This is a genomic window from Streptomyces sp. NPDC014623, from assembly GCF_043088245.1.
Lineage (GTDB): Bacteria > Actinomycetota > Actinomycetes > Streptomycetales > Streptomycetaceae > Streptomyces.
Window position 1 is genome coordinate 1 of the sequence record NZ_JBIBZU010000006.1, and the last position, 19,820, is coordinate 19,820.

The 19,820-nt window shown below is 70.2% G+C and carries 20 protein-coding genes and 1 tRNA gene; 16 read left to right on the top strand and 5 right to left on the bottom strand.

Features of this window, described 5'->3' with window-relative positions:
* Positions 1-109 precede the first annotated feature (109 nt).
* The 8 genes from ACF1FZ_RS12105 (at position 110) to ACF1FZ_RS12140 (ending at position 6,886) form a co-directional block, all read left to right on the top strand.
* The gene (locus tag ACF1FZ_RS12105; RefSeq protein WP_391773267.1) at positions 110-757 is read left to right on the top strand and encodes an HAD family hydrolase; all 648 of its coding nucleotides are present in this window, start codon (positions 110-112) and stop codon (positions 755-757) included.
* Between the two features lie 45 nt (positions 758-802).
* Positions 803-2,005, top strand: coding sequence for an MFS transporter (locus ACF1FZ_RS12110; RefSeq protein ID WP_391773268.1), 1,203 nt, complete (start codon positions 803-805; stop codon positions 2,003-2,005).
* Positions 1,974-3,146: an acetoin utilization protein AcuC gene (locus tag ACF1FZ_RS12115; protein ID WP_391773269.1), complete on the top strand. Its 1,173-nt coding sequence runs from the start codon at positions 1,974-1,976 to the stop codon at positions 3,144-3,146. Before ACF1FZ_RS12110 ends, ACF1FZ_RS12115 begins: the two co-directional genes overlap by 32 nt.
* A gap of 75 nt (positions 3,147-3,221) precedes the next feature.
* A complete protein-coding gene (locus tag ACF1FZ_RS12120) occupies positions 3,222-4,037 on the top strand; it encodes a phosphatase (RefSeq protein WP_391773270.1) in 816 nt (271 codons plus the stop codon).
* Positions 4,038-4,165: 128 nt separating this feature from the next.
* Positions 4,166-4,378: a helix-turn-helix domain-containing protein gene (locus ACF1FZ_RS12125; RefSeq protein ID WP_014046653.1), complete on the top strand. Its 213-nt coding sequence runs from the start codon at positions 4,166-4,168 to the stop codon at positions 4,376-4,378.
* A 110-nt stretch (positions 4,379-4,488) separates the two neighbouring features.
* Positions 4,489-4,587, top strand: coding sequence for a 30S ribosomal protein bS22 (locus ACF1FZ_RS12130; RefSeq protein ID WP_003948845.1), 99 nt, complete (start codon positions 4,489-4,491; stop codon positions 4,585-4,587).
* Positions 4,588-4,752: 165 nt separating this feature from the next.
* A complete protein-coding gene (locus tag ACF1FZ_RS12135; protein ID WP_391773541.1) occupies positions 4,753-5,823 on the top strand; it encodes an NAD-dependent epimerase/dehydratase family protein in 1,071 nt (356 codons plus the stop codon).
* A gap of 16 nt (positions 5,824-5,839) precedes the next feature.
* The gene (locus ACF1FZ_RS12140) at positions 5,840-6,886 is read left to right on the top strand and encodes a lysophospholipid acyltransferase family protein (protein ID WP_391773271.1); all 1,047 of its coding nucleotides are present in this window, start codon (positions 5,840-5,842) and stop codon (positions 6,884-6,886) included.
* Between the two features lie 78 nt (positions 6,887-6,964).
* On the opposite strand, the gene ACF1FZ_RS12145 is transcribed toward ACF1FZ_RS12140, so the two are convergent.
* From ACF1FZ_RS12145 to ACF1FZ_RS12155, 3 genes are all read right to left on the bottom strand, one after another.
* On the bottom strand, positions 6,965-8,155 hold the full coding sequence (locus tag ACF1FZ_RS12145; protein WP_391773272.1) for a DUF5667 domain-containing protein: 1,191 nt from the start codon (positions 8,153-8,155) through the stop codon (positions 6,965-6,967).
* Between the two features lie 209 nt (positions 8,156-8,364).
* On the bottom strand, positions 8,365-9,141 hold the full coding sequence (locus tag ACF1FZ_RS12150; protein ID WP_391773273.1) for an ECF subfamily RNA polymerase sigma factor, BldN family: 777 nt from the start codon (positions 9,139-9,141) through the stop codon (positions 8,365-8,367).
* Positions 9,142-9,521: 380 nt separating this feature from the next.
* Complete coding sequence (locus ACF1FZ_RS12155) at positions 9,522-10,463, bottom strand: HAD family hydrolase (protein ID WP_391773274.1); 942 nt, start codon at positions 10,461-10,463, stop codon at positions 9,522-9,524.
* Between the two features lie 155 nt (positions 10,464-10,618).
* Here ACF1FZ_RS12155 and ACF1FZ_RS12160 point away from each other — a divergent pair, with 155 nt between their 5' ends.
* The 8 genes from ACF1FZ_RS12160 to ACF1FZ_RS12195 all read left to right on the top strand — a co-directional run bounded on the left by ACF1FZ_RS12160 (position 10,619) and on the right by ACF1FZ_RS12195 (position 18,746).
* Positions 10,619-10,894, top strand: coding sequence for a glutaredoxin family protein (locus ACF1FZ_RS12160; protein WP_391773275.1), 276 nt, complete (start codon positions 10,619-10,621; stop codon positions 10,892-10,894).
* Positions 10,895-11,179: 285 nt separating this feature from the next.
* A complete protein-coding gene (locus tag ACF1FZ_RS12165) occupies positions 11,180-11,971 on the top strand; it encodes a redox-sensing transcriptional repressor Rex (protein ID WP_391773276.1) in 792 nt (263 codons plus the stop codon).
* Positions 11,968-13,461, top strand: coding sequence for a glutamyl-tRNA reductase (locus ACF1FZ_RS12170; protein WP_391773277.1), 1,494 nt, complete (start codon positions 11,968-11,970; stop codon positions 13,459-13,461). The genes ACF1FZ_RS12165 and ACF1FZ_RS12170 overlap by 4 nt, the downstream gene beginning before the upstream one ends.
* Positions 13,458-14,444 carry a hydroxymethylbilane synthase gene (gene hemC / locus ACF1FZ_RS12175; RefSeq protein ID WP_391773278.1) on the top strand — a complete coding sequence of 329 codons (987 nt, stop codon included), beginning with the start codon at positions 13,458-13,460 and terminating at the stop codon, positions 14,442-14,444. Before ACF1FZ_RS12170 ends, hemC begins: the two co-directional genes overlap by 4 nt.
* Positions 14,441-16,108, top strand: coding sequence for a uroporphyrinogen-III synthase (locus tag ACF1FZ_RS12180; RefSeq protein WP_391773279.1), 1,668 nt, complete (start codon positions 14,441-14,443; stop codon positions 16,106-16,108). The genes hemC and ACF1FZ_RS12180 overlap by 4 nt, the downstream gene beginning before the upstream one ends.
* Before the next feature lie 109 nt (positions 16,109-16,217).
* Positions 16,218-16,291, top strand: a tRNA-Ala gene (locus tag ACF1FZ_RS12185).
* 76 nt (positions 16,292-16,367) lie between these two features.
* Complete coding sequence (hemB, locus tag ACF1FZ_RS12190; protein WP_391773280.1) at positions 16,368-17,363, top strand: porphobilinogen synthase; 996 nt, start codon at positions 16,368-16,370, stop codon at positions 17,361-17,363.
* Between the two features lie 429 nt (positions 17,364-17,792).
* Positions 17,793-18,746, top strand: a complete 954-nt coding sequence (locus ACF1FZ_RS12195; RefSeq protein WP_391773281.1) for a MarR family transcriptional regulator — start codon at positions 17,793-17,795, stop codon at positions 18,744-18,746.
* 16 nt (positions 18,747-18,762) lie between these two features.
* On the opposite strand, the gene ACF1FZ_RS12200 is transcribed toward ACF1FZ_RS12195, so the two are convergent.
* Positions 18,763-19,005 carry a DUF397 domain-containing protein gene (locus ACF1FZ_RS12200; RefSeq protein ID WP_391773282.1) on the bottom strand — a complete coding sequence of 81 codons (243 nt, stop codon included), beginning with the start codon at positions 19,003-19,005 and terminating at the stop codon, positions 18,763-18,765.
* The gene (locus ACF1FZ_RS12205) at positions 19,005-19,787 is read right to left on the bottom strand and encodes a Scr1 family TA system antitoxin-like transcriptional regulator (protein WP_391773283.1); all 783 of its coding nucleotides are present in this window, start codon (positions 19,785-19,787) and stop codon (positions 19,005-19,007) included. Before ACF1FZ_RS12205 ends, ACF1FZ_RS12200 begins: the two co-directional genes overlap by 1 nt.
* Positions 19,788-19,820: the final 33 nt, after the last annotated feature.

Sequence of the window (19,820 nt, forward strand, 5' to 3'; positions counted from 1 at the left end):
AGGGGGGACCCTGTGGGAGAGTAGGACGCCGCCGAACAATTATTCCGGGAAAGCCCCGTGCCCTTGTGGCACGGGGCTTTTCTGCGTTCTGAGCGTCTAGGCTCGAACCATGCGCTACGAACTGGTCATCTTCGACAACGACGGCGTGCTCGTCGACAGTGAGCCGATCTCCAACACGGTCCTGGCCGGCTACCTCACGGAGCTCGGCCACCCCACCTCGTACGAGGAGTCCCTCCGTGACTACATGGGGGCCGCCGTCCACCGGGTGCACGACCTGGTGGACGAGCGGACAAGCCGGAAACTGCCCGCAGACTTCGACGAGGAGCTGCACCGTCGCACCCTCGCCGCCTTCCAGGAGGAGCAGCTGGCAGCGGTCGACGGGGTCGAGGAACTGCTGGGCGAGCTCGTCGCCGACGGGGTCGCGTACTGCGTCGCCTCGTCGGGAAGCCACCAGAAGATCGCGGCCGGACACCGGAAGGCCGGGCTCGACCAGTGGTTCGAGGAGGAGTGGATCTTCAGCTCCGAGGACGTGGGGCGAGGGAAGCCGGCCCCGGACCTGTTCCTCCACGCCGCCGAGAGGATGGGCGTCGCTCCCGGACGGTGTGTCGTGATCGAGGACAGCCCGCTCGGTGTCGAGGCAGCCCTGGCGGCCGGGATGGAGGTCTACGGATTCACCTCGATGATGCCGGCGGACCGGCTCGTCGGGGTCACCGGGCACTTCTCCGACATGTCGCAGCTCCTCAAACTGCTTGCCTGAGCTTGATCTACCCACCGGTGGGCCGGGGGCTCTACGCTCGCGGCCATGACGGATGCGCGGTTGCGGCACGGCAGAGCCTCCCTCGCCTTGAGCTTCCTGGTGCAAGGGGTGACCTTCGCCCTCCTCGTGACGCGGATTCCCGCCATCCAGGACCGCTACGGGATATCCGACGGACTGTTGCCCCTCTTCCTGGCCGCAGTGCCTGTTCTGGCGGGAGCCGGCAGTGTGGCCACCGAGAAGGTGGTCGCACGGGTGCGGCCGGGGACCGTGCTCAGGTGGGCGCAGCCCGTCGTGCTGCTGGCCCTGCTCGGGGCGGGCGCGGGCAGCGAAGTCTGGCAGGCGGTGTTCGCGCTCGGCGTTTTCGGCCTGGCGGTCGGTGCTCTGGACGCCTCCATGAACATGATGGGCGTCAGTCTTCAGCGGGCGTACGGGCGCAGCATCATGCTGGGGTTCCACGCCGCGTACAGCCTGGGCGGCATCGCCGGCGCGTCGATGGCCTGGGCGGGAGCGCACTGGGACCTGCCCCTGCCGGTGTCCTATCTGCCGGCGGTCGTCGTCCTGCTGCCCGCGGCTCTGATCGGAAGCCGCTGGTACGCGGAGGGGAAGACCGGCGGGGAGCCGGTGACGGCGGTGCCCGGCCAGGACGCGGCCGTGTCGTTCAGGATGCTGCTGCCGCTCTGCCTGGTGATGGCGTTCGCCTACATCGGGGACTCGACGGTCTCGAACTGGAGCGCGAAGTACCTGCAGGACGTGCTGGGCGGCTCGGAGCAGCTGGCGACGGTTCCGTACAACGTCTACATGGTGACGACGCTGCTGGGCCGGGCCGTCGGTGACCTCGGGGTGCGGCGGTTCGGGGCGGTGGCGGTGGTGCGGGGCGGCAGTGTGCTGGCCGCGGCGGGGTTCGCCGTGGTGGCGGTGGCGCCCGGGGCCTGGTGGGGAATGCTCGGCTTCACGTTGCTGGGACTGGGGCTCTGTGTGATCGTGCCGCAGACCTTCGCGGCCGCGGGGAGGATGTTCCCCGCGGCGAGTGATGTGGCGGTGGCCCGGCTGAACGTCTTCAACTACGTGGGCTTCCTCGTCGGGTCGCCGCTCGTGGGGGTGCTCGGCGACGCGTGGAGCTACCGCGGCGCGATGCTCGTGCCCATGGTCCTGGTCCTCGCGACCCTCGCGTACGCCCGGTCGTTCGGCGCGGAACCCGCCCGATACGGTGGCGGGCATGAGCGGGCGCGCGCGGCTGATGTGGGATGAGGCAGTAACGGGATACGACTTCGGGGCCAGTCACCCCATGGACCCGGTCAGACTCGCCCTGACGATGGGGCTGGTGCGGGCGTTCGGGCTGGACGGGTCGGTGGACGTGCGGTCCGCCAGGCCGGCGGGGGACTCCACGCTGCGGCTCGTCCACCGTGAGGACTATGTGGCGGCCGTCCGGGCGGCGTCCGCGGACCCGAGGGCCGCCGACCAGGCCTACGGCCTCGGGACCGTCGACGACCCCGCTTTCGCGGGGATGCACGAGGCGTCCGCGCTCATCGCCGGGCTTTCGGTGGGGGCCGCGGAGGCGGTGTGGCGCGGGGAGAGTGCGCACGCCGTGAATTTCACCGGCGGGCTGCACCACGCGATGCCGGGGGCCGCGTCGGGCTTCTGCGTGTACAACGATCCGGCGCTCGCCGTCGCCAGGCTGCTGGAACTGGGCGCGGAGCGGGTGGCGTACATCGATGTGGACGTCCACCACGGGGACGGGGTGCAGGCCGCCTTCTGGGAGGACCCCAGGGTGCTGACGGTGTCGCTGCACGAGCACCCGCGCACGCTGTTCCCGCAGACAGGGTGGCCGGAGGAGACGGGTGCCGGGGCGGGCGAGGGCGGTGCGGTGAACGTGGCGCTGCCGGCGGGGACGGGTGACGCCGGATGGCTGCGGGCGTTCCATGCTGTGGTCCCGGAGTTGTTGGAGGACTTCCGGCCGCAGGTGCTGGTGACCCAGCACGGTGCCGACACGCACTTCGAGGACCCGCTGGCGCATCTCGCGGTGTCGCTGGACGCCCAGCGGGCCGTCATGACGGCCTGTCACGAGCTTGCCCACGCCTACGTGGAGGGCGGGCGCTGGGTGGCGCTGGGCGGGGGCGGTTATGCGGTGGTGGACGTGGTGCCGCGGTCCTGGACCCATCTCGTGGGGATCGCCGCGCACGCGCCGGTGGACCCGGAATCGGTCATCCCGTCGTCGTGGCGGGACGAGGTCTACGCCCGGACGCGGCAGTCGGGCCCGGCTCGGATGACGGACGGCCGCGCGCCGTCGTGGAAGCCGTGGGAGGACGGGTACGACCCGGCGGACCGGTTGGACCAGGCGGTGCTGGCGACCCGGCGGTCGGCGTTCCCGCTGCGGGGGCTGCTGGCCTGAGGAAGGGTTACGCCAACGGTGGAGTGGTCTCCGGGTTCCGGCCCGGGGGCGCTGCCGGTGCGGGAGCATCGGAGGGTGTTGAGCACCGGAGCGCTGCGCGCTCATCTGCTGGCGGCCCGGCTCGCCGGGCCCGTGGCCACGCCGCGGGAGACCAGTCTGCGGAGTTATCGGCTTTTCGCGGCGAGGGACCCCCGTGTACTGCTCGGACTCGACCCGGACCGGGTGTGGAGAGAGCGTGACCTGCTGCGTCTGATGGCCGACAAATGCGGGGTATCAGACGATCCTGGCCACGTGTCAGGTCCGGATGTGATCGATCCGGAGCGGACCCTGACCGCTCTGGGCGTGTTCGCGGAACGGCTCGCCGGGGCTGCGGAGAGACGGGCTCCGGTGCTGTTCGGCACCGGGCACCCGCACCGGCTGATCGGGTTCTACGCCGGTCTGGCAGACGCTTTGTCGGCGGCCGGGTGCATGGTGCTCACCCCCGCGCAGGGTCGGCGTGTCGACATAACGACCCGGTTCGGCGTACGCACGCACCACCTCGATTACGTACGGCGTGTCGCGCTGGTGCGCGAACCGGGCGTGCGGGCTCCCGGGGATGCGACCGGCGCACACACCCACTCGCCGCTGCCGGTGCGGGCCGTTCTGGAGGAGGCCGTGAAGGCCGGTGGGGCGCTTCCCGAGTTGGTGGTCGGGGACCACGGGTGGGTCTGCGGGGCAGGTCAGCTGGGTATCGAGGCCATCGGGCTGGCGGATACGGATGACCCCGCGTTGTTCGTGGGAGAAGCGGAGGGGCGGGTGTCCGTCGCCGTTCCGCTCGATGACGGCGTGCACTCGGACCACTACCGGCCGCTCGCTCGGTATGTACTCAATCGGGCGCGTCTGTCACGGTAGGCGGCCGATCGCCTCACCTCTTCCCCACTCGCATCACCCGCACCTAATCTGGGGAGTGAGCGCACAACGACGAAGAGTCACCGGAGGGGAAGCCGGTGCGCGTCTCGTGCGGAAGGTACAGGTGGGTCATGGCTGCTGGCAGTGAGAGGCCTCTCAACGAGGTCAAGTTTCTGACCGTGGCGGAAGTCGCCTCGGTCATGAGGGTGTCGAAGATGACCGTGTACCGCTTGGTACACAGCGGTCATCTGCCGGCGATCAGGGTGGGAAGGTCCTTCCGGGTCCCGGAGCAAGCGGTTCACGAGTATCTTCGAGAGTCCTTCGTGGGGGTGGAGTCAGCCTGAGGTTGCCCTCGGATTACGTCCCTCACCCGGTGGCGGGTAGGCTAGGCCGACGTAGGTCGTGTGGGCCCAGACGCCCCGCACCAGTGAAGAAGAAGTGAGCGAGGGTAGTCGTGGGCTCTGTTATCAAGAAGCGGCGTAAGCGGATGGCCAAGAAGAAGCACCGCAAGCTGCTCAAGCGCACGCGCGTTCAGCGTCGCAACAAGAAGTAAGCGAACGCGGTTCGTGAGTCCGAGGCCCTCCCGCCGTCCTGGCGGGAGGGCCTCGGTGCATTTGGGTAAAGCCCGCCAGGGGCCAGCACAGGGCGGCGTTCACCGACTACGGTGACGGCCAGGGGAAGACCCCGTTCGGTGAACGATCGACGGAAGGCGCTGATCTTGGGGAAGATCGTGCTCGTCACAGGTGCGGCCCGGCAGCTGGGTGGCCGTTTCGTGCGGCGTGTCCAGCGCGACCCCGGCGTGGAGCGGGTGATCGCCGTGGACGCGGTCGAGCCCGCCCATGAGCTGGGCGACGCCGAATTCGTCCTGGCGGACATCAGGCAGTCGGCGATCGCCAGGGTCCTCGCCGAGTACTCCGTCGACACGGTCGTCCATCTGGACGTCTCCGCGAAGGCGGCCGGCCCGGGTGGCCGGACGACGGTCAAGGAGACCAACGTCATCGGCACGATGCAGTTGCTCGGTGCCTGCCAGAAGTCTCCGGCCGTGCAGCGGCTCGTGGTCAAGTCCAGTACGAACGTGTACGGCTCCGCGCCCCGCGACCCCGCGGTCTTCACCGAGACGACGCCCCCCAAGTCCCTGTCCAGCGGTGGCTTCGCCAAGGACGCGGTGGAGGTCGAGGGATACGTCCGCGGGTTCGCGCGCCGCAGGCCCGATGTGGCCGTGTGCGTGCTGCGGTTCGCGAACATCCTGGGGCCCGAGCCGGATTCGCCGCTGGCCGACTACCTGTCGCTGCCGGTCCTGCCGACGGTCCTCGGGTACGACCCCCGGTTGCAGTTCGTCCATGAGGACGACGTCGTCGACGTACTGGAGATCGCCTCCCGCGAACCCAGACGCGGCACGTTGAACAGCGGCACGTTCAACATCGCGGGTGACGGTGTCCTGCTGCTCTCGCAGTGCTCGCGCAGGCTGGGGCGGCCGACCGTGCCGTTGTTGCTGCCCGCCGTCACCTGGGTGGGTTCGGCACTCCGTACGATCGGTATGACGGACTTCTCGCCGGAGCAGATCCGGCTCCTCACCCACGGACGGGTCGTCTCGACCGTGCAGATGCGCGAGACGCTGGGTTTCCGGCCGAAGTTCACGACGGCCGAGACGTTCGCGGAGTTCGCGCGGAGCCGGGGGCCGGGGCTGCTGCCTCCCGAGCGGGTGGGCAGGGCGGTCGGGAGGCTGGCCGAGCTGTCGCTCGGCACGGGGCCGGCGGATACGACACATTCGAATCACAGCGCCAGGTAGAGGAGCGCGACCGACGATGGCGGACGCCAAGGTCATTCCCTTCGACGACGACCGTTCGCGCTCCGGTGCGGGGCGGCGCAGAGGTGTGCTGCCGGGCGGGCGGGGCCAGGCGCCCGTACCGGCCGGTCCCGCGCCCGTGAGCGCCCTGCCGGGCGGCCAGGTGCCGGAAGGGGCTGCCGAGGCCCCCGGTGCCCCTCCCCAGGGGGACGGGGGCGGCCCGGGGAGCGGCTGGGACCGGCGGATCGCCGGCGGACTGGCGTTCCTGCGGCGCAGGCTCACGGGCGACTACGACGTCGACGAGTTCGGGTACGACGAGGAGCTGACCGACCAGGTCCTCATGTCGGCGCTCAGGCCGCTCGCGGACAAGTACTTCCGTGTCGAGGTGAAGGGCATCGAGAACGTCCCGTCCGAAGGCGGGGCGCTCGTCGTGGCCAACCACTCCGGGACGCTGCCGCTGGACGGGCTGATGCTCCAGGTCGCGGTGCACGACAACCACCCGGCCCGACGTCACCTGCGGCTGCTCGCGGCCGATCTCGTCTTCATGCTCCCGGTGGTCAACGAGCTGGCGAGGAAGGCCGGTCACACCCTGGCGTGCGCGGAGGACGCGGAGCGGCTGCTGCAGGGCGGTGAGATCGTCGGGGTGATGCCGGAAGGCTTCAAGGGCCTCGGGAAACCGTTCGGCGAGCGGTACAAGCTGCAGCGCTTCGGGCGGGGCGGGTTCGTGTCGACGGCGCTGCGAGCCGGAGTGCCGATCGTCCCGTGCTCGATCGTGGGCGCGGAGGAGATCTACCCGATGATCGGCAACTCGAAGACGCTGGCGAGGATCCTGGGGGTCCCGTACTTCCCGGTCACGCCGACTTTTCCGTGGCTGGGGCCGCTGGGGATGCTGCCGTTGCCGACGAAGTGGACGATCCAGTTCGGGGAGCCCATCCCCACGGACGGGTATCCGCCGGAGGCGGCGGAGGACCCGATGCTGATGTTCAACCTGACGGACCAGGTGCGGGAGCAGATCCAGCACACGCTGTACAAGCTGCTGGTGCAGCGCAGGTCGGTCTTCTTCTGAAGCGTACGGTCACCCGCACGGGGCTCACGGGGGGAGGGGCGCGGTCCGGACCGCGCCCCTCCCCCCGTGAGCCTGCCGTCAGGGCTCGAGGTTCTCGCTGTCGATTCCCAGGCCGGGCAGCAGGCCCGGGAGCAGCGGCGGCAGGGTGACGTCCGGTGCGGCGGGCGCGCCGGAGGCGCCGCCCGGGGACGACGGGGTGGCGCCGTCCCTCGGGAGGTCTTCCAGCAGGCCGTCCGCACCGCCGTTGAGCAGACCGCCGGCCGGGCCGCTGCCGGAGGGCTCCGGTGCGGTGCTGGCGGACGCGCTGCCGTCGGGGGCCGCGGAGGAGGAGGGAGCCTCGCGGCCCGGGGCGGAGGAACCCCGGTTCTCCTGTGTGGAGCCGGCGGTCGGTGTGCCCTGCCCGGTGCCCGGGGTGCGGGGGAGCAGGGACTTCAGCGGTGCGACGTCCTGTTCCATGGCTTCGAAGACGGAGCTGACCTTGTCGCTGATGTCGGTCAGCTGGACGGGCAGCCGGTCGCGGAGACTGCTCCAGCTCGCGCGGTGGGAGCGGGAGAAGGAGTCCAGTGCCTGGATGGGGCCGAGGGCTCCGTCGCGCTGGTAGGCGGTGTGGAGCAGACGGTGGCCCTCGGTGGCGTCGTGCGTCATGCCGTCGAGGGCGCGTTTGACCTCGCCGATCGACTCATGGTCCAGCTCGCCCGAGCGGCCCCGCTCCATCAGCCGGCGGGCTTCGCTGAGGCGGGTGGACGCCTGGTCGAGGTAGACCTCGCCCCGGTCGGCGTCGCTGTCGGCCATGCTGAGACTGATGTCCTCCATGCCGCGCTTGAACGGGTAGAGGGAATCACCCGGCAGGGCGTCGGAACTGGCAGCGGCCACTCCGCCGAATGCTCCCGCGGCCACACCCACGGTGAGCCCGCCCGCGGTGAGGCCCTTCGCCCAGCGGGAGCGGGGACGGAGCCTCTTGATCGGGGAGGCCCGGTGGGCTCCCTTGTTCCGCTGTTCGGGCACCGTAGGGCCCGTGGACGCACCACCTTCGGCGAACAGGGTCTCCATGGCCGCGACGAGCTGGGCTCGCTGCACCACTTTGACCTCGGGATCGAATTCAGGATCCGGTAGCTCGCCGAGGCCGTTCGCCAGGGCCAACAGCGTTCCGTGGTCGGCCGGATGGGCCGGGTCCTCGGGCTGTACGGCCGCCGCGTCCTGGGGGGACTGTTCCTCCAGGGCCTGGGCGAAGGCGTTCGCCCGCCGGTGTGCCGAAACGTTTGCGATCACTGGCGGCACCTCCTCTCGTCATGACGGTCGACTCCCCTGAGGGTCCGGAAGGTTGCCCACCGGAGACGTTTCCACACGATCGAGCGAGTGGAAACGGTCAGGTGTGGCGACAGGGGGCCTGCATCCGGCACAACGAGGGGCGCGGCAGTTGGGTTACGGAAGGAGGATGTTCCGAACGGCATGTCACGAACACGTCACTTATGGTGACCTCAGCGGGCATCGTCCGGCAGAAGTCGTGCGAGTGTTCGCACGGCTCGGTACTGCAAGGTTTTGATCGCGCCCTCGTTCTTTCCCATGACCCGGGCGGTCTCGGCGACCGAGAGCCCCTGCAGGAATCTCAGGGTCACGCACTCCTGCTGCTGCGGGTTGAGCCGGCGTACGGCTTGCAGCAGCGCGGCGTTGGAGAGGGATTCGAGGACGGAGTCCTCCGGGCTCCGCGCGACCTCATTGGCGTCGAGCATTTCGCCCGTGGTCACTTCCAGTCGGAAACGACTGGATTTGAAATGGTCGGCGACCAGGTTCCGGGCGATCGTGACCAGCCAGGCGCCGAAGTCGCGGCCCTGCCAGGTGAAGGTGGAGATGCGGCGGAGTGCGCGCAGGAACGTCTCGCTCGTGAGGTCCTCCGCTGTCGCCTTTCCTCCCACGCGGTAGTAGATGTACCGGTACACGGTGTCGCTGTACTGGTCGTACAGGCGGCCGAAGGCCTCGGCCTCACCGGCCTGGGCGCGTTCGACGAGATCCATCATGCGCGCGCTGTCGCTGTCGGCCGTCGGCCGGCGGACGGCAGGTGTGGTCGCGGCGCCGCGGTTGCTGCGTCTTCCGACGGCCGCGCTGCGTTCGGCCAGTGCGTAGCAAGGTCCGGCAGGTGCAGGGGTGGCGAATTGGGGGACGGCGTACGAGGTGGGGACGAAGCCGCGCAAGTGGTCGAGGACCGTTGCGCGCAGCGTAGCCAGGCCCGAGGTGTCAACCCCGACGTGTGGGTACACGGGACTCCCAGAGGCAGAGCTTCCATCACGTGCAGTTCGAAAACCGTCACTCGTGGTAGCGGGTGGCGGGCTCCTTGTGCGTCTGAGGAGAATAACGCTTCGTACAGACTGCGCTACACCCAGTTGCTAAAATCACCGGTTGCGTCGCTTCCGCATCCTCTAAGTGGCGATTCGAGCAGTGTTTCGCGACTGGTTATTGATCGAATCGTTTCGGGATCTGCCTGCGACCACAGCGGGTTGTGGTCGTGGGGACGCCATGCGGCAGGCCGGAGCGAGGGGTGTCCCCACCCGGCGCTCCGCTCCTGCTCGGGCGTACTTCTCCGGGCGTGCCGTTCCGCCCTCCTCGCGGGGGAGGGGGCGTGGGAAGCCGGGGGGAGGGGTCAGCGGCGGCGGCGGTGGAGCGCCACGGCGGCAGCCGTGCCCCCGGCCAGGGCGCCGACGCCCGCCGCTGCCGGGATGCCGACCTTGGCCGCCTTGCGGCCGGTGCGGTAGTCGCGCAGCCGCCAGTCCAGGGCGCGGGCGTGCTTGCGCAGTTTGGAGTCGGGGTTGATCGCGTACGGGTGGCCGACCAGGGAGAGCATCGGGATGTCGTTGTGCGAGTCGCTGTACGCCGCGCAGCGCTCCAGGTCCAGCCCTTCGGCCGCGGCCAGCGCGCGTACGGCCTCGGCCTTCGCGGGGCCGTGCAGGGGCTCTCCGACCAGCCGGCCGGTGTAGACGCCGTCGACCGACTCGGCGACCGTGCCCAGGGCGCCGGTGAGGCCCAGGCGGCGGGCGATGATCGTGGCCGTCTCCACCGGGGCGGCGGTGACCAGCCAGACCCTCTGGCCCGCGTCGATGTGGGCCTGGGCGAGGGCGCGGGTGCCGGGCCAGATGCGGTCGGCCATGTACTCGTCGTAGATCTCCTCGCCGATGGACATCAGCTCGGAGACGCGGTGGCCCTTGACGATGGACAGGGCACTGTCGCGGGCGTCCTGCATGTGTTCCGGATCCTCGACGCCCGCCAGCCTGAACCAGGCCTGCTGCCAGGCGAACCTGGTCAGCTCCCGGCGCTGGAAGAACTTCCGCTTGTACAGGCCGCGGCCGAAGTGGAAGATCGCGGCGCCCTGCATCACGGTGTTGTCGAGGTCGAAGAAGGCTGCTGCCCGAAGGTCCCCGGCCACCGGGAACACGGGCTCCCGGACCTCTTCGGAGAGAGCGGGCAGCCCGTCGGCGCCGGCCGGGAGGGCCGACTTCCGTGCCGCTTCGGCCGCGGCCTCGCCTGCGAGCACGCTGCGCGCCGTGGCGGGGCGCCTGCGGGGGGTGAGCCATCCAAGAGCGGCCATGTCGTGAGCATAGCCATTTCGTCCGGCTCTTCCCGACGCGGCGGGAGGCGGCGGCGTGAACTCTCCGGGGCCGGGGCGTTGAACGGGTGATTCCGTTCCTTCGCCGCTCCCTCGCCGTTCCGGGGAGGGAGCGGGAGCAGGCGCAGAATGAAGGTATGAGTGTTCTGCTGCGTCGTAGGAAGAAGAAGCCCGCGGACCGGGTGGTGACTCTCGTGGGGAAGCCGGGGTGTCATCTCTGTGAGGACGCCCGGCTGGTGGTGAGCGCGGTCTGCGAGGAGACCGGCGCGTCCTGGGTGGAGAAGGACATCACGCGGGACGAGGCGCTGCACAGGGAGTACTGGGAGCAGATCCCGGTGGTCCTGATCGATGACGAGCAGCACACCTTCTGGCGGGTGGACCCGGAGAGGCTGCGCAGGGCATTGCGTACGTGAGGGGGCTTCGCCGGTGAAACCCGGTTAACATCGTGGGCGTTTTGAGTGGCCTCGGGGGCATGGACATGAGGAGTGTGTACCGTCTTGCCCCCTTCGGGCCCGCAACGGGCTGATGGTGTCCCGGGTTCCGGGATCGCGCAGGGAATATGCGTGACCCCGGTCACTTTGACCGGACAAAACGGACACTATCTTTGTGCACGCGTTCACAAAGACATAGCCTGCTGTCGACGGGGCGGTCATAGGACATACGGCCGCCTGCAGCCCCGCTCATCCCGCAGGAGCACCGTGGCAACTGGCCGAACTCACCGACCGGCGACCCGTAGCCGAGGAATTCCCGAGGCCACCGTCGCCCGGCTTCCGCTGTATCTCCGCGCGCTGACAGCGCTCTCCGAGCGCTCGGTTCCCACGGTCTCCTCCGAGGAACTCGCCGCGGCGGCGGGAGTCAATTCCGCCAAGCTGCGCAAGGACTTCAGCTACCTGGGCTCCTACGGCACACGCGGTGTCGGGTACGACGTCGAGTATCTCGTCTACCAGATCTCCCGCGAGCTCGGGCTCACCCAGGACTGGCCGGTCGCCATCGTCGGCATCGGTAACCTCGGGGCCGCGCTCGCCAACTACGGCGGTTTCGCCTCCCGTGGTTTCCGGGTCGCCGCGCTGATAGACGCCGACCCCGGCATGACAGGTACGCCGGTGGCCGGGATCGCCGTCCAGCACACCGACGAACTGGACCGGATCATCAGTGAGAACGGTGTGTCCATCGGCGTCATCACCACCCCGCCCGGCGCCGCGCAGCAGGTCTGCGACCGGCTCGTCGCGGCGGGCGTGACCTCCATCCTGAACTTCGCGCCGACGGTGCTTTCCGTGCCCGACGGTGTGGACGTGCGCAAGGTCGATCTCTCGATCGAGCTGCAGATCCTCGCCTTCCACGAGCAGCGCAAGGCCGGCGAGGAGGCCGCTGCCGACGGCAGGGCGGGCGCGGTCGACGGTTCCGGCGCCGACGAGGCGCCGCCGGTCCGTGCCACCCCCGCCAGCCGGAAGGGACCTGACGGGGACATGCCCGCCGTGATGCCGGCATGAGTCTCCTGGTCGTAGGACTGAGTCACCGCAGCGCCCCCGTCTCCGTGCTGGAGCGGGCGGCCCTGCCGGCCGATGCCCGGGCGAAGCTGCTCCAGGACACCCTCGCCGCGGAGCCCGCGACCGAGGCCACCGTCCTGGCCACGTGCAACCGCATCGAGCTGTACGCGGACGTGGACAAGTTCCACGCGGGTGTCGCCGAGCTGTCCACCCTGCTCGCGCAGCACAGCGGGGTCGGGCTGGACGAGCTCACTCCTTATCTTTATGTGCACTACGAGGACCGTGCCGTGCACCACCTCTTCTCGGTGGCGTGCGGGCTGGACTCGATGGTCGTCGGCGAGGGCCAGATCCTCGGCCAGATCAAGGACGCGCTGGCGCTGGGGCAGGAGCTCCACACGGCGGGGCGTCTGCTGAACGACCTCTTCCAGCAGGCCCTGCGGGTCGGCAAGCGCGCCCACAGCGAGACCGGGATCGACCGTGCCGGGCAGTCGCTCGTCACCTTCGGCCTGGAGCAGCTGGCCGCCGGTGACGAGGTCACCGAGTGGGCGGCGGGCAAGCGCGCGCTGGTGATCGGGGCGGGCTCGATGTCCTCGCTCGCCGCGGCCACCCTGGCTCGTGCGGGTGTCGAGGAGATCGTCGTCGCCAACCGGACCCGGGCCCGTGCCGACCGGCTCGTCGAGATCCTCGGCCAGGCAGGTGTCCCGACGGCGCGCGCCGTGGAGATGGCCGGGGTCGCGGACGAACTGACACGTGCCGATGTCGTCGTGTCCTGCACGGGAGCGACCGGACTCGTCCTGACGGCGGAGGCCGTGGCCGCCGCGCTCGGTGCCGGCTTCGACACCGCGGTCCGGGAGCCCGAGGCCCGCGCGGCCGCCGCTCCCGGCGCGCTGGACCAGCACGCCGCATGGGTCGAGAACGGTTCCGTCACGACCGCCGCTCAGGAGCGGGCCGTGCGCCGGGTGCCCGTGCGGCCGGCCGTCACCGGCCCGGCCAGGCTCCACCTGCTCGACCTCGCGATGCCGCGTGACATCGACGGAGCGGCCCACCGCGTCGCCGGTGTGCGTCTCGTCGACATCGAGTCGCTCGCCGAGGCGTCCGCGGACGCCCCGATGGCCGCCGATGTGGACAAGGTGCGCACCATCGTCGCCGACGAGGTCGCCGCGTTCGGAGCCGCTCAGCGTGCCGCCCACATCACCCCGACCGTCGTCGCCCTGCGCACGATGGCCGCGGATGTGGTGGCCGGCGAGATCGCACGGCTCGACGGGCGCCTTCCCGGCCTGGACGCGAAGCAGCGCGCCGAGATCACCCAGACCGTGCGCCGCGTCGTCGACAAGCTCCTGCACGCGCCCACCGTGCGGGTCAAGCAGCTCGCGAGCGAGCCCGGGGGCGCCGGGTACGCCGATGCGCTGCGGGAACTCTTCGACCTCGACCCGCAGACGGTGGCCGCCGTCTCACGGGCAGACCTGAACGACCCGAATAGAGGGCGGTCATGACCGACAACTCATCCCTGGGCGGGGAGACCACCACACCGCTCCGGCTAGGCACCCGGCGCAGCAAGCTCGCCATGGCGCAGTCCGGCATGGTCGCTGATGCGGTCCGTGAAGTGACCGGGCGTGCCGTCGAGCTCGTCGAGATCACCACGTACGGGGACGTGTCCCGGGAGCACCTGGCGCAGATCGGCGGGACCGGCGTGTTCGTCGCCGCGCTGCGCGAGGCGCTGCTGAGCGGTGAGGTGGACTTCGCCGTCCACTCGCTCAAGGACCTGCCGACCACGCAGCCCGAGGGTCTCGTACTGGCCGCCGTGCCGGTGCGCGAGGATCCGCGCGACGCACTGGTGGCACGGGACGGGCTGTCCTTCGAGCAGCTGCCGCCCGGTGCCCGCATCGGTACCGGCTCGCCGCGCCGCATGGCGCAGCTCAACGCGTACGCCCGCTCGCACGGCCTCGAGATAGAGACCGTCGCGATCCGCGGCAACGTCGATACGCGTATCGGTTTTGTACGAAGCGGGGAGCTGGACGCGGTGGTACTCGCCGCCGCCGGGCTCAGCCGCCTCGGACGCACGGACGAGGTCACCGGCTTCCTGCCGGTCGACACCGTCCTGCCCGCTCCCGGCCAGGGAGCACTGGCGATCGAGTGCGCTGAAAGCAGCGCCGACCTCGCCGCAGCCCTCGCCGAGCTCGACGACCCGTACACCCGGGTCGCCGTGACCGCCGAGCGCGCCCTGCTCAACGCCCTGGAGGCCGGCTGTTCCGCACCTGTGGGTGCGCTGGCCGACCTCCTGGCCGACGGGCAGGTTGTCAACGAACTGCGCCTGCGCGGTGTCGTCGGTTCGACCGACGGCACTTCCCTGGTGCAGCTGTCCATCACCGGTCCCGTCCCCACGTCGCACGACGACGCGGCGGCCCTCGGTCGCGAGCTCGCGGCCGAGATGCTCGCCAAGGGTGCGGCCGGTCTTATGGGGGAGCGAGCACTTTGAGCCCCACCGGCCCTGTCGTATCCGACTTCCCTGTCCTGTCCTCAGGGCATGTCACCTTCCTCGGCGCCGGTCCCGGCGACCCGGGACTGCTGACTCTGCGCGCCGTCGAGGCGCTTGCGAGCGCGGACGTCCTTGTCGCTGAACCGGAGGTTCTCGACGTCGTTCGCTGCCATGCGCGGGCAGGGGTAAGCACACCTGAGATGACGGTTGTTGACGCCGTGTCAGCACCCGCAGGAGTACCCGTCCTCAGGGATGCCGCCAATCTTGTCATGGAGGCAGCGAAGGGCGGCAGGCGGGTGGTCCGTGCTGTCACGGGCGACCCCGGCCTGGACGGCGACACGGGTGCCGAGATGCTCGCCTGCGCTGCCGCGGGCGTGCCCTTCGAGGTCGTGCCCGGCATCGCGAACGCGGTCGGTGTGCCCGCGTACGCCGGTGTGCCGCTGCGTGACGCGCAGGGCGCCGATGTGCGCTTCGTCGACGCGCGTACCGCTTCGGACCGCTGCTGGTCCGAGGTCGGTGCGAGCGACGCGACGGCCGTCGTGTCCGCTTCGCTCGACTCGGTGGCCGCGGCCGCCGGTGAGCTGGTCTCGGCAGGCCGTAAGCCGGACACCCCGCTCACGGTCACGATCGCGGGGACGACGACCCGCCAGCGCACCTGGACGGCGACCCTCGGGACGATCGCCCAGGTCCTCAAGCAGGCCAAGGTCCTCCCGTCGCCGGACGGGCACCTGCCCGTGATAGCCGTCGTCGGGGAGCGCAGCTCCGCCGCCCAGCGCGACCAGCTCGCGTGGTTCGAGTCCAAGCCGCTGTTCGGCTGGAAGGTACTCGTGCCGCGTACGAAGGAGCAGGCGGCGTCGCTCTCCGACCAGTTGCGTTCGTACGGTGCCGTGCCGCACGAGGTCCCGACGATCGCCGTCGAGCCGCCGCGCACGCCCCAGCAGATGGAGCGCGCGGTCAAGGGGCTGGTCACGGGCCGTTACGAGTGGATCGCGTTCACCTCGGTCAACGCGGTGAAGGCCGTGCGGGAGAAGTTCGAGGAGTACGGGCTCGACGCCCGTGCCTTCGCCGGGATCAAGGTCGCGGCCGTCGGGGAGCAGACCGCCGCCGCGCTGATCGATTTCGGTGTGAAGCCGGATCTCGTGCCGTCCGGCGAGCAGTCGGCCGCCGGGCTGCTGGAGGACTGGCCGCCCTACGACCCGGTCTTCGACCCGATCGACCGGGTGTTCCTGCCGCGTGCCGACATCGCCACGGAGACGCTGGTGGCCGGGCTCATCGAGCTGGGCTGGGAGGTCGACGACGTCACCGCGTACCGCACGGTCCGCGCTTCGCCGCCGCCGGCGGACACGCGCGAGGCGATCAAGGGCGGTGGTTTCGACGCGGTGCTCTTCACCTCGTCCTCGACCGTCCGCAACCTGGTCGGTATCGCGGGCAAGCCGCACAACGTGACGGTGATCGCGTGTATCGGTCCCGCCACGGCGAAGACCGCCGAGGAGCACGGCCTGCGGGTCGACGTCCTGTCCCCGGAGCCGTCGGTCCACAAGCTGGCCCAGGCGCTGGCGGACTTCGGCGCGCAGCGCCGGGACGCGGCCAAGGCGGCCGGTGACCCGGTGACCCGGCCGAGCGAGCGGCGCCCGGGTGCGCGGCGCCGCAGGTCGACGACCTGAGGGCCGTGAACGGATGGACGGGCCCGGCTGCTTCCTCGCGGAGCGGCCGGGCCCCTCCTTTTTCCTCCGGTCCGTGGGTTCGCGCGTCGCGTACGATCCCGGGCGGGACGGGGCTCGTAGCGCAGTGGTCGACGCGCCTTCACCGCATGTGGGAGGACGCCGGTTCGAATCCGGCCGGTCCCGTTCCACCTTCCGGGGGCACGCTTTTCCGGCTCCGCTGTCGGTAAACCGGTGAGGTGTGCGGGTCTAGTCTCGAAGGATGACCGATTACGGAAACTTCCCCGGCTCGCGGCCCCGCCGGCTGCGGACGACCCCCGTCATGCGGCGCATGGTCGCCGAGACCCGGCTCGACCCGGCGAACCTGATCCTGCCCGCGTTCGTGCGCGAGGGCATCGACGCCCCGGTCGCCATCTCGGCCATGCCCGGCGTGCAGCAGCACACCCTGGACACGCTGCGGAAAGCCGCTGTGGACGCGGTCGCCGCGGGCGTTTCGGGGATCATGCTCTTCGGTGTGCCGCTGGACGAGAAGAAGGACGCGCGGGGCACGGCGGGGACCGACCCGGACGGGATTCTCCAGGCCGGACTGCGGGCGGTGCGGGAGGAGGTCGGGGACGACCTCGTGATCATGTCCGACCTCTGTCTGGACGAGTACACCGACCACGGGCACTGCGGGGTGCTGACCGAGGACGGCCGTGTCGACAACGACGCCACGCTGGAGCGGTACGCCGAGATGGCGCAGGTCCAGGCGGACGCGGGCGCCCATGTGGTGGGGCCCAGCGGCATGATGGACGGCCAGGTCGGAGTGATCCGGGACGCGCTGGACCAGACGGGCCACGAGGACGTTTCGATCCTCGCGTACACCGCGAAGTACTCCTCGGCGTTCTACGGCCCGTTCCGTGAGGCGGTGGGCTCCTCGCTGAAGGGCGACCGCAAGACGTACCAGCAGGATCCGGCGAACATCCGGGAGTCGCTGCGCGAGCTGGCGCTGGACCTGGAGGAGGGCGCCGACATGGTCATGGTCAAGCCGGCCGGCCCGTACCTGGACATCCTCGCCAGGGTCGCGGACGCGGTGGACGTGCCGGTCGCGGCGTACCAGATCAGCGGCGAGTACGCGATGATCGAGGCGGCCGCGGAGAAGGGCTGGATCGACCGGGACGCGGCGATCCTGGAGAGCCTGACGGGCATCCGGCGCGCGGGGGCGCGGATGATCCTGACGTACTGGGCGACGGAGGTCGCGCGGAAGCTGGGGCACTGACGCTCTGGGCAGGGTCTTGGAGCGGGTCACGACAGGTCGTGGCCCGCTTCTGGCTGCCGAGAGGCGATGGCGTGAAGCCGGAAGCTCGGGCTTCGGGCGCCGGGGTTCGAGGGTCGAGCTTCGGGAAGGGTGTGGTCACTCTCCCGGGGGACGTCTGCGGGGGTGCGGGTCCGGTGCTTGAGCTTCGGGATTCGGGCGGCGGGATTCGGGCTTCGGGACTCGAGCGCCTTCTTTACCCGGTAGGGAGAAGAGGGTTCGGGTAAACCTCCCCCACCTCCCTGACCCGCCACGATCAGCAAGTATGACTAATCGTGACCAACTTGCAGCGGATTGTGGCGACTGCTTACGGTGCGGAAAACAGAACGACCCCGACGCGGTGCTAGCAACACCAGGCCGGGGTCTTACCTCAAGATCGAAAGCACCGATCCCGTGGCTATCCAGCACCTTAGCTCCGCTCCGAGCACTCCCACCTCCTCGCGCCCGTACCCGATGGCCAGTCCCGGCTACGGCAAGCGATCCGCGCCGGACCAACAGCCGCGTCGCGCCGATGACTTCATGCTGCTGCCGCTGCGGGAGCGGCACATCGCCGGGTTCATCGACCAGCTTCCCGACGGTGCGGCCATGGACGTCAAGGGCCTGGCCAGGCAGTTGCCGCTCTACGGGCAGCAGGCGGTCGGCTCGGCCCTGAAAGCCCTGTCCGTCGCCGGGTACCTGCGACGTGTGCGGTGCCTGGTGACCGGTGAGGGCGGGCAAGTGCGCTGGGTTTTCCGCACGTTCTGGTCCCGCACCGCCCGCGACAACGAGTGGTGGAGCGCGTTCGTCGGCGCCGAGCACGAGCAGCCGACGGTTGCCGAGCCCGTTGTTGTCCAGCCGGAGACCCCCGGCGTACCGCAGCAAAAGACGTACGAACCGGGCCCGCCCGCTGAGGGCCATTCACCCGCCTACGAGGCCCTGGCGCGACTCGGCCGCGTCGATGCCCGCCTGGCGCTCTCGGCCGCCGACTGCGCGGTCCTGGAGCCGCTGGCCGCCGAGTGGTTCACGCGCGGTGTGGACGCCGACTACCTCGTGCAGGCGCTTGTCGCCGGGCTTCCCGCCGGGGTCAACTCACCGGTCGGCCTCGTCCGCCGCCGTCTCACGGACAAGATCCCGCCTCAGGTGTCCGCCGCCCCGGTGCCGCCCGCGCCAGGCACGCCGGTCCGGCGGGTGATGATGGAGTGCACCACGTGCGGTGTGCCCGGCCGCGCGGAGGCCCTTCCCGATGGTCTCTGCCGTGCCTGTCGGGAGCCCGGCCAGGGTGTGCCGGAGGTCTCCGCCGAACTGCCCGCCGACCGGGATGTGCGTACCTACGTCACCGAGCTTCGTGATCTGCTCAAAGCCCCCTGAACGTCTGGACGCCTGGTCAGCTCCGGGCGGTGAACGCGGCGAAGGCCGACCAGGTGGTGGGGGTGACGGTGAAGGTGGGGCCTTTTGGGGTCTTGGAGTCGCGGACATGGATGGCGGTGGGATGTGCCGCGATCTCGAGGCAGGCCCCGCCCTCGTCGCTGCTGTAGCTCGACTTGCGCCAGTCGTAGGCGACTTCGAGGCAGTTACCGCCGTCGCTGCCGCTGTAACTGGACTTGAACCACATCAGTGCGGTGCTCATCAGTCTCCTAGCATCCGGTCCAGCAGGCCCGTGGTGTCTTCGGTGTTGAGGGCTTGCGTCCGCAGCATCGCATATCTCTGAGACAGGATGCTGACCTCGTTAGGGTCGGAAATGAGCTGACTGCCACGCTGGGTCTCGGCGTACCCGAGGTGCTGGTGGTCTTGTGTTTCCAGAAGCACGAATGGGCCGTCGAGCGCGGCGTGCGACTGCCGCCCGACTGGCATGACTTGAATAGTGATGCCCGGCAGATTCGCGCACTGCCGTAGATGGCGCACCGCGTTCCTCCTGACTTCGTTGCCGCCGAGCCTGTCCAGCAACACTGCCTCGGCAATGACGAAGCTGACAGATGGTGGGGTGCTGTTGCGGAGGATGGTCTGTCGTGCCAATCGCGTGGCTACTTGGGTGTCGATCTCATCCTCGGAGAAGGCGGGGACACGGCTGCCGAAGACCGCGCGCGCATAGTCCTCCCTCTGGAGCAGGCCGGGCAGGACTTGGTTCTCGTAGAAGGAGAGGGCGCGGGCTTGACGCTCCAGGTCGATGAACGTCTCCGCCCACGCCGGGATCAGGTCCACCTCCGGCATGTTGTCCACCGCCGTCTCCAGCGCCCCCTTCGTGTCCAACAGCGCGTCCAGGCGCCGGGCCAGGTCGGGGAGCAGCGCGCGGCGGCCCTGTTCGATGGAGGCGATCGTCTCCACCTGTACGGCCGCCCGGTCCGCGAGCTGGGCCTGGGTCAGGCCCGACGCGACGCGGAACAGGCCGACCAGCTTGCCGACGAGCTTCATGGCGGACGCGTTCCTGCGCTGCCGATTCCTGGG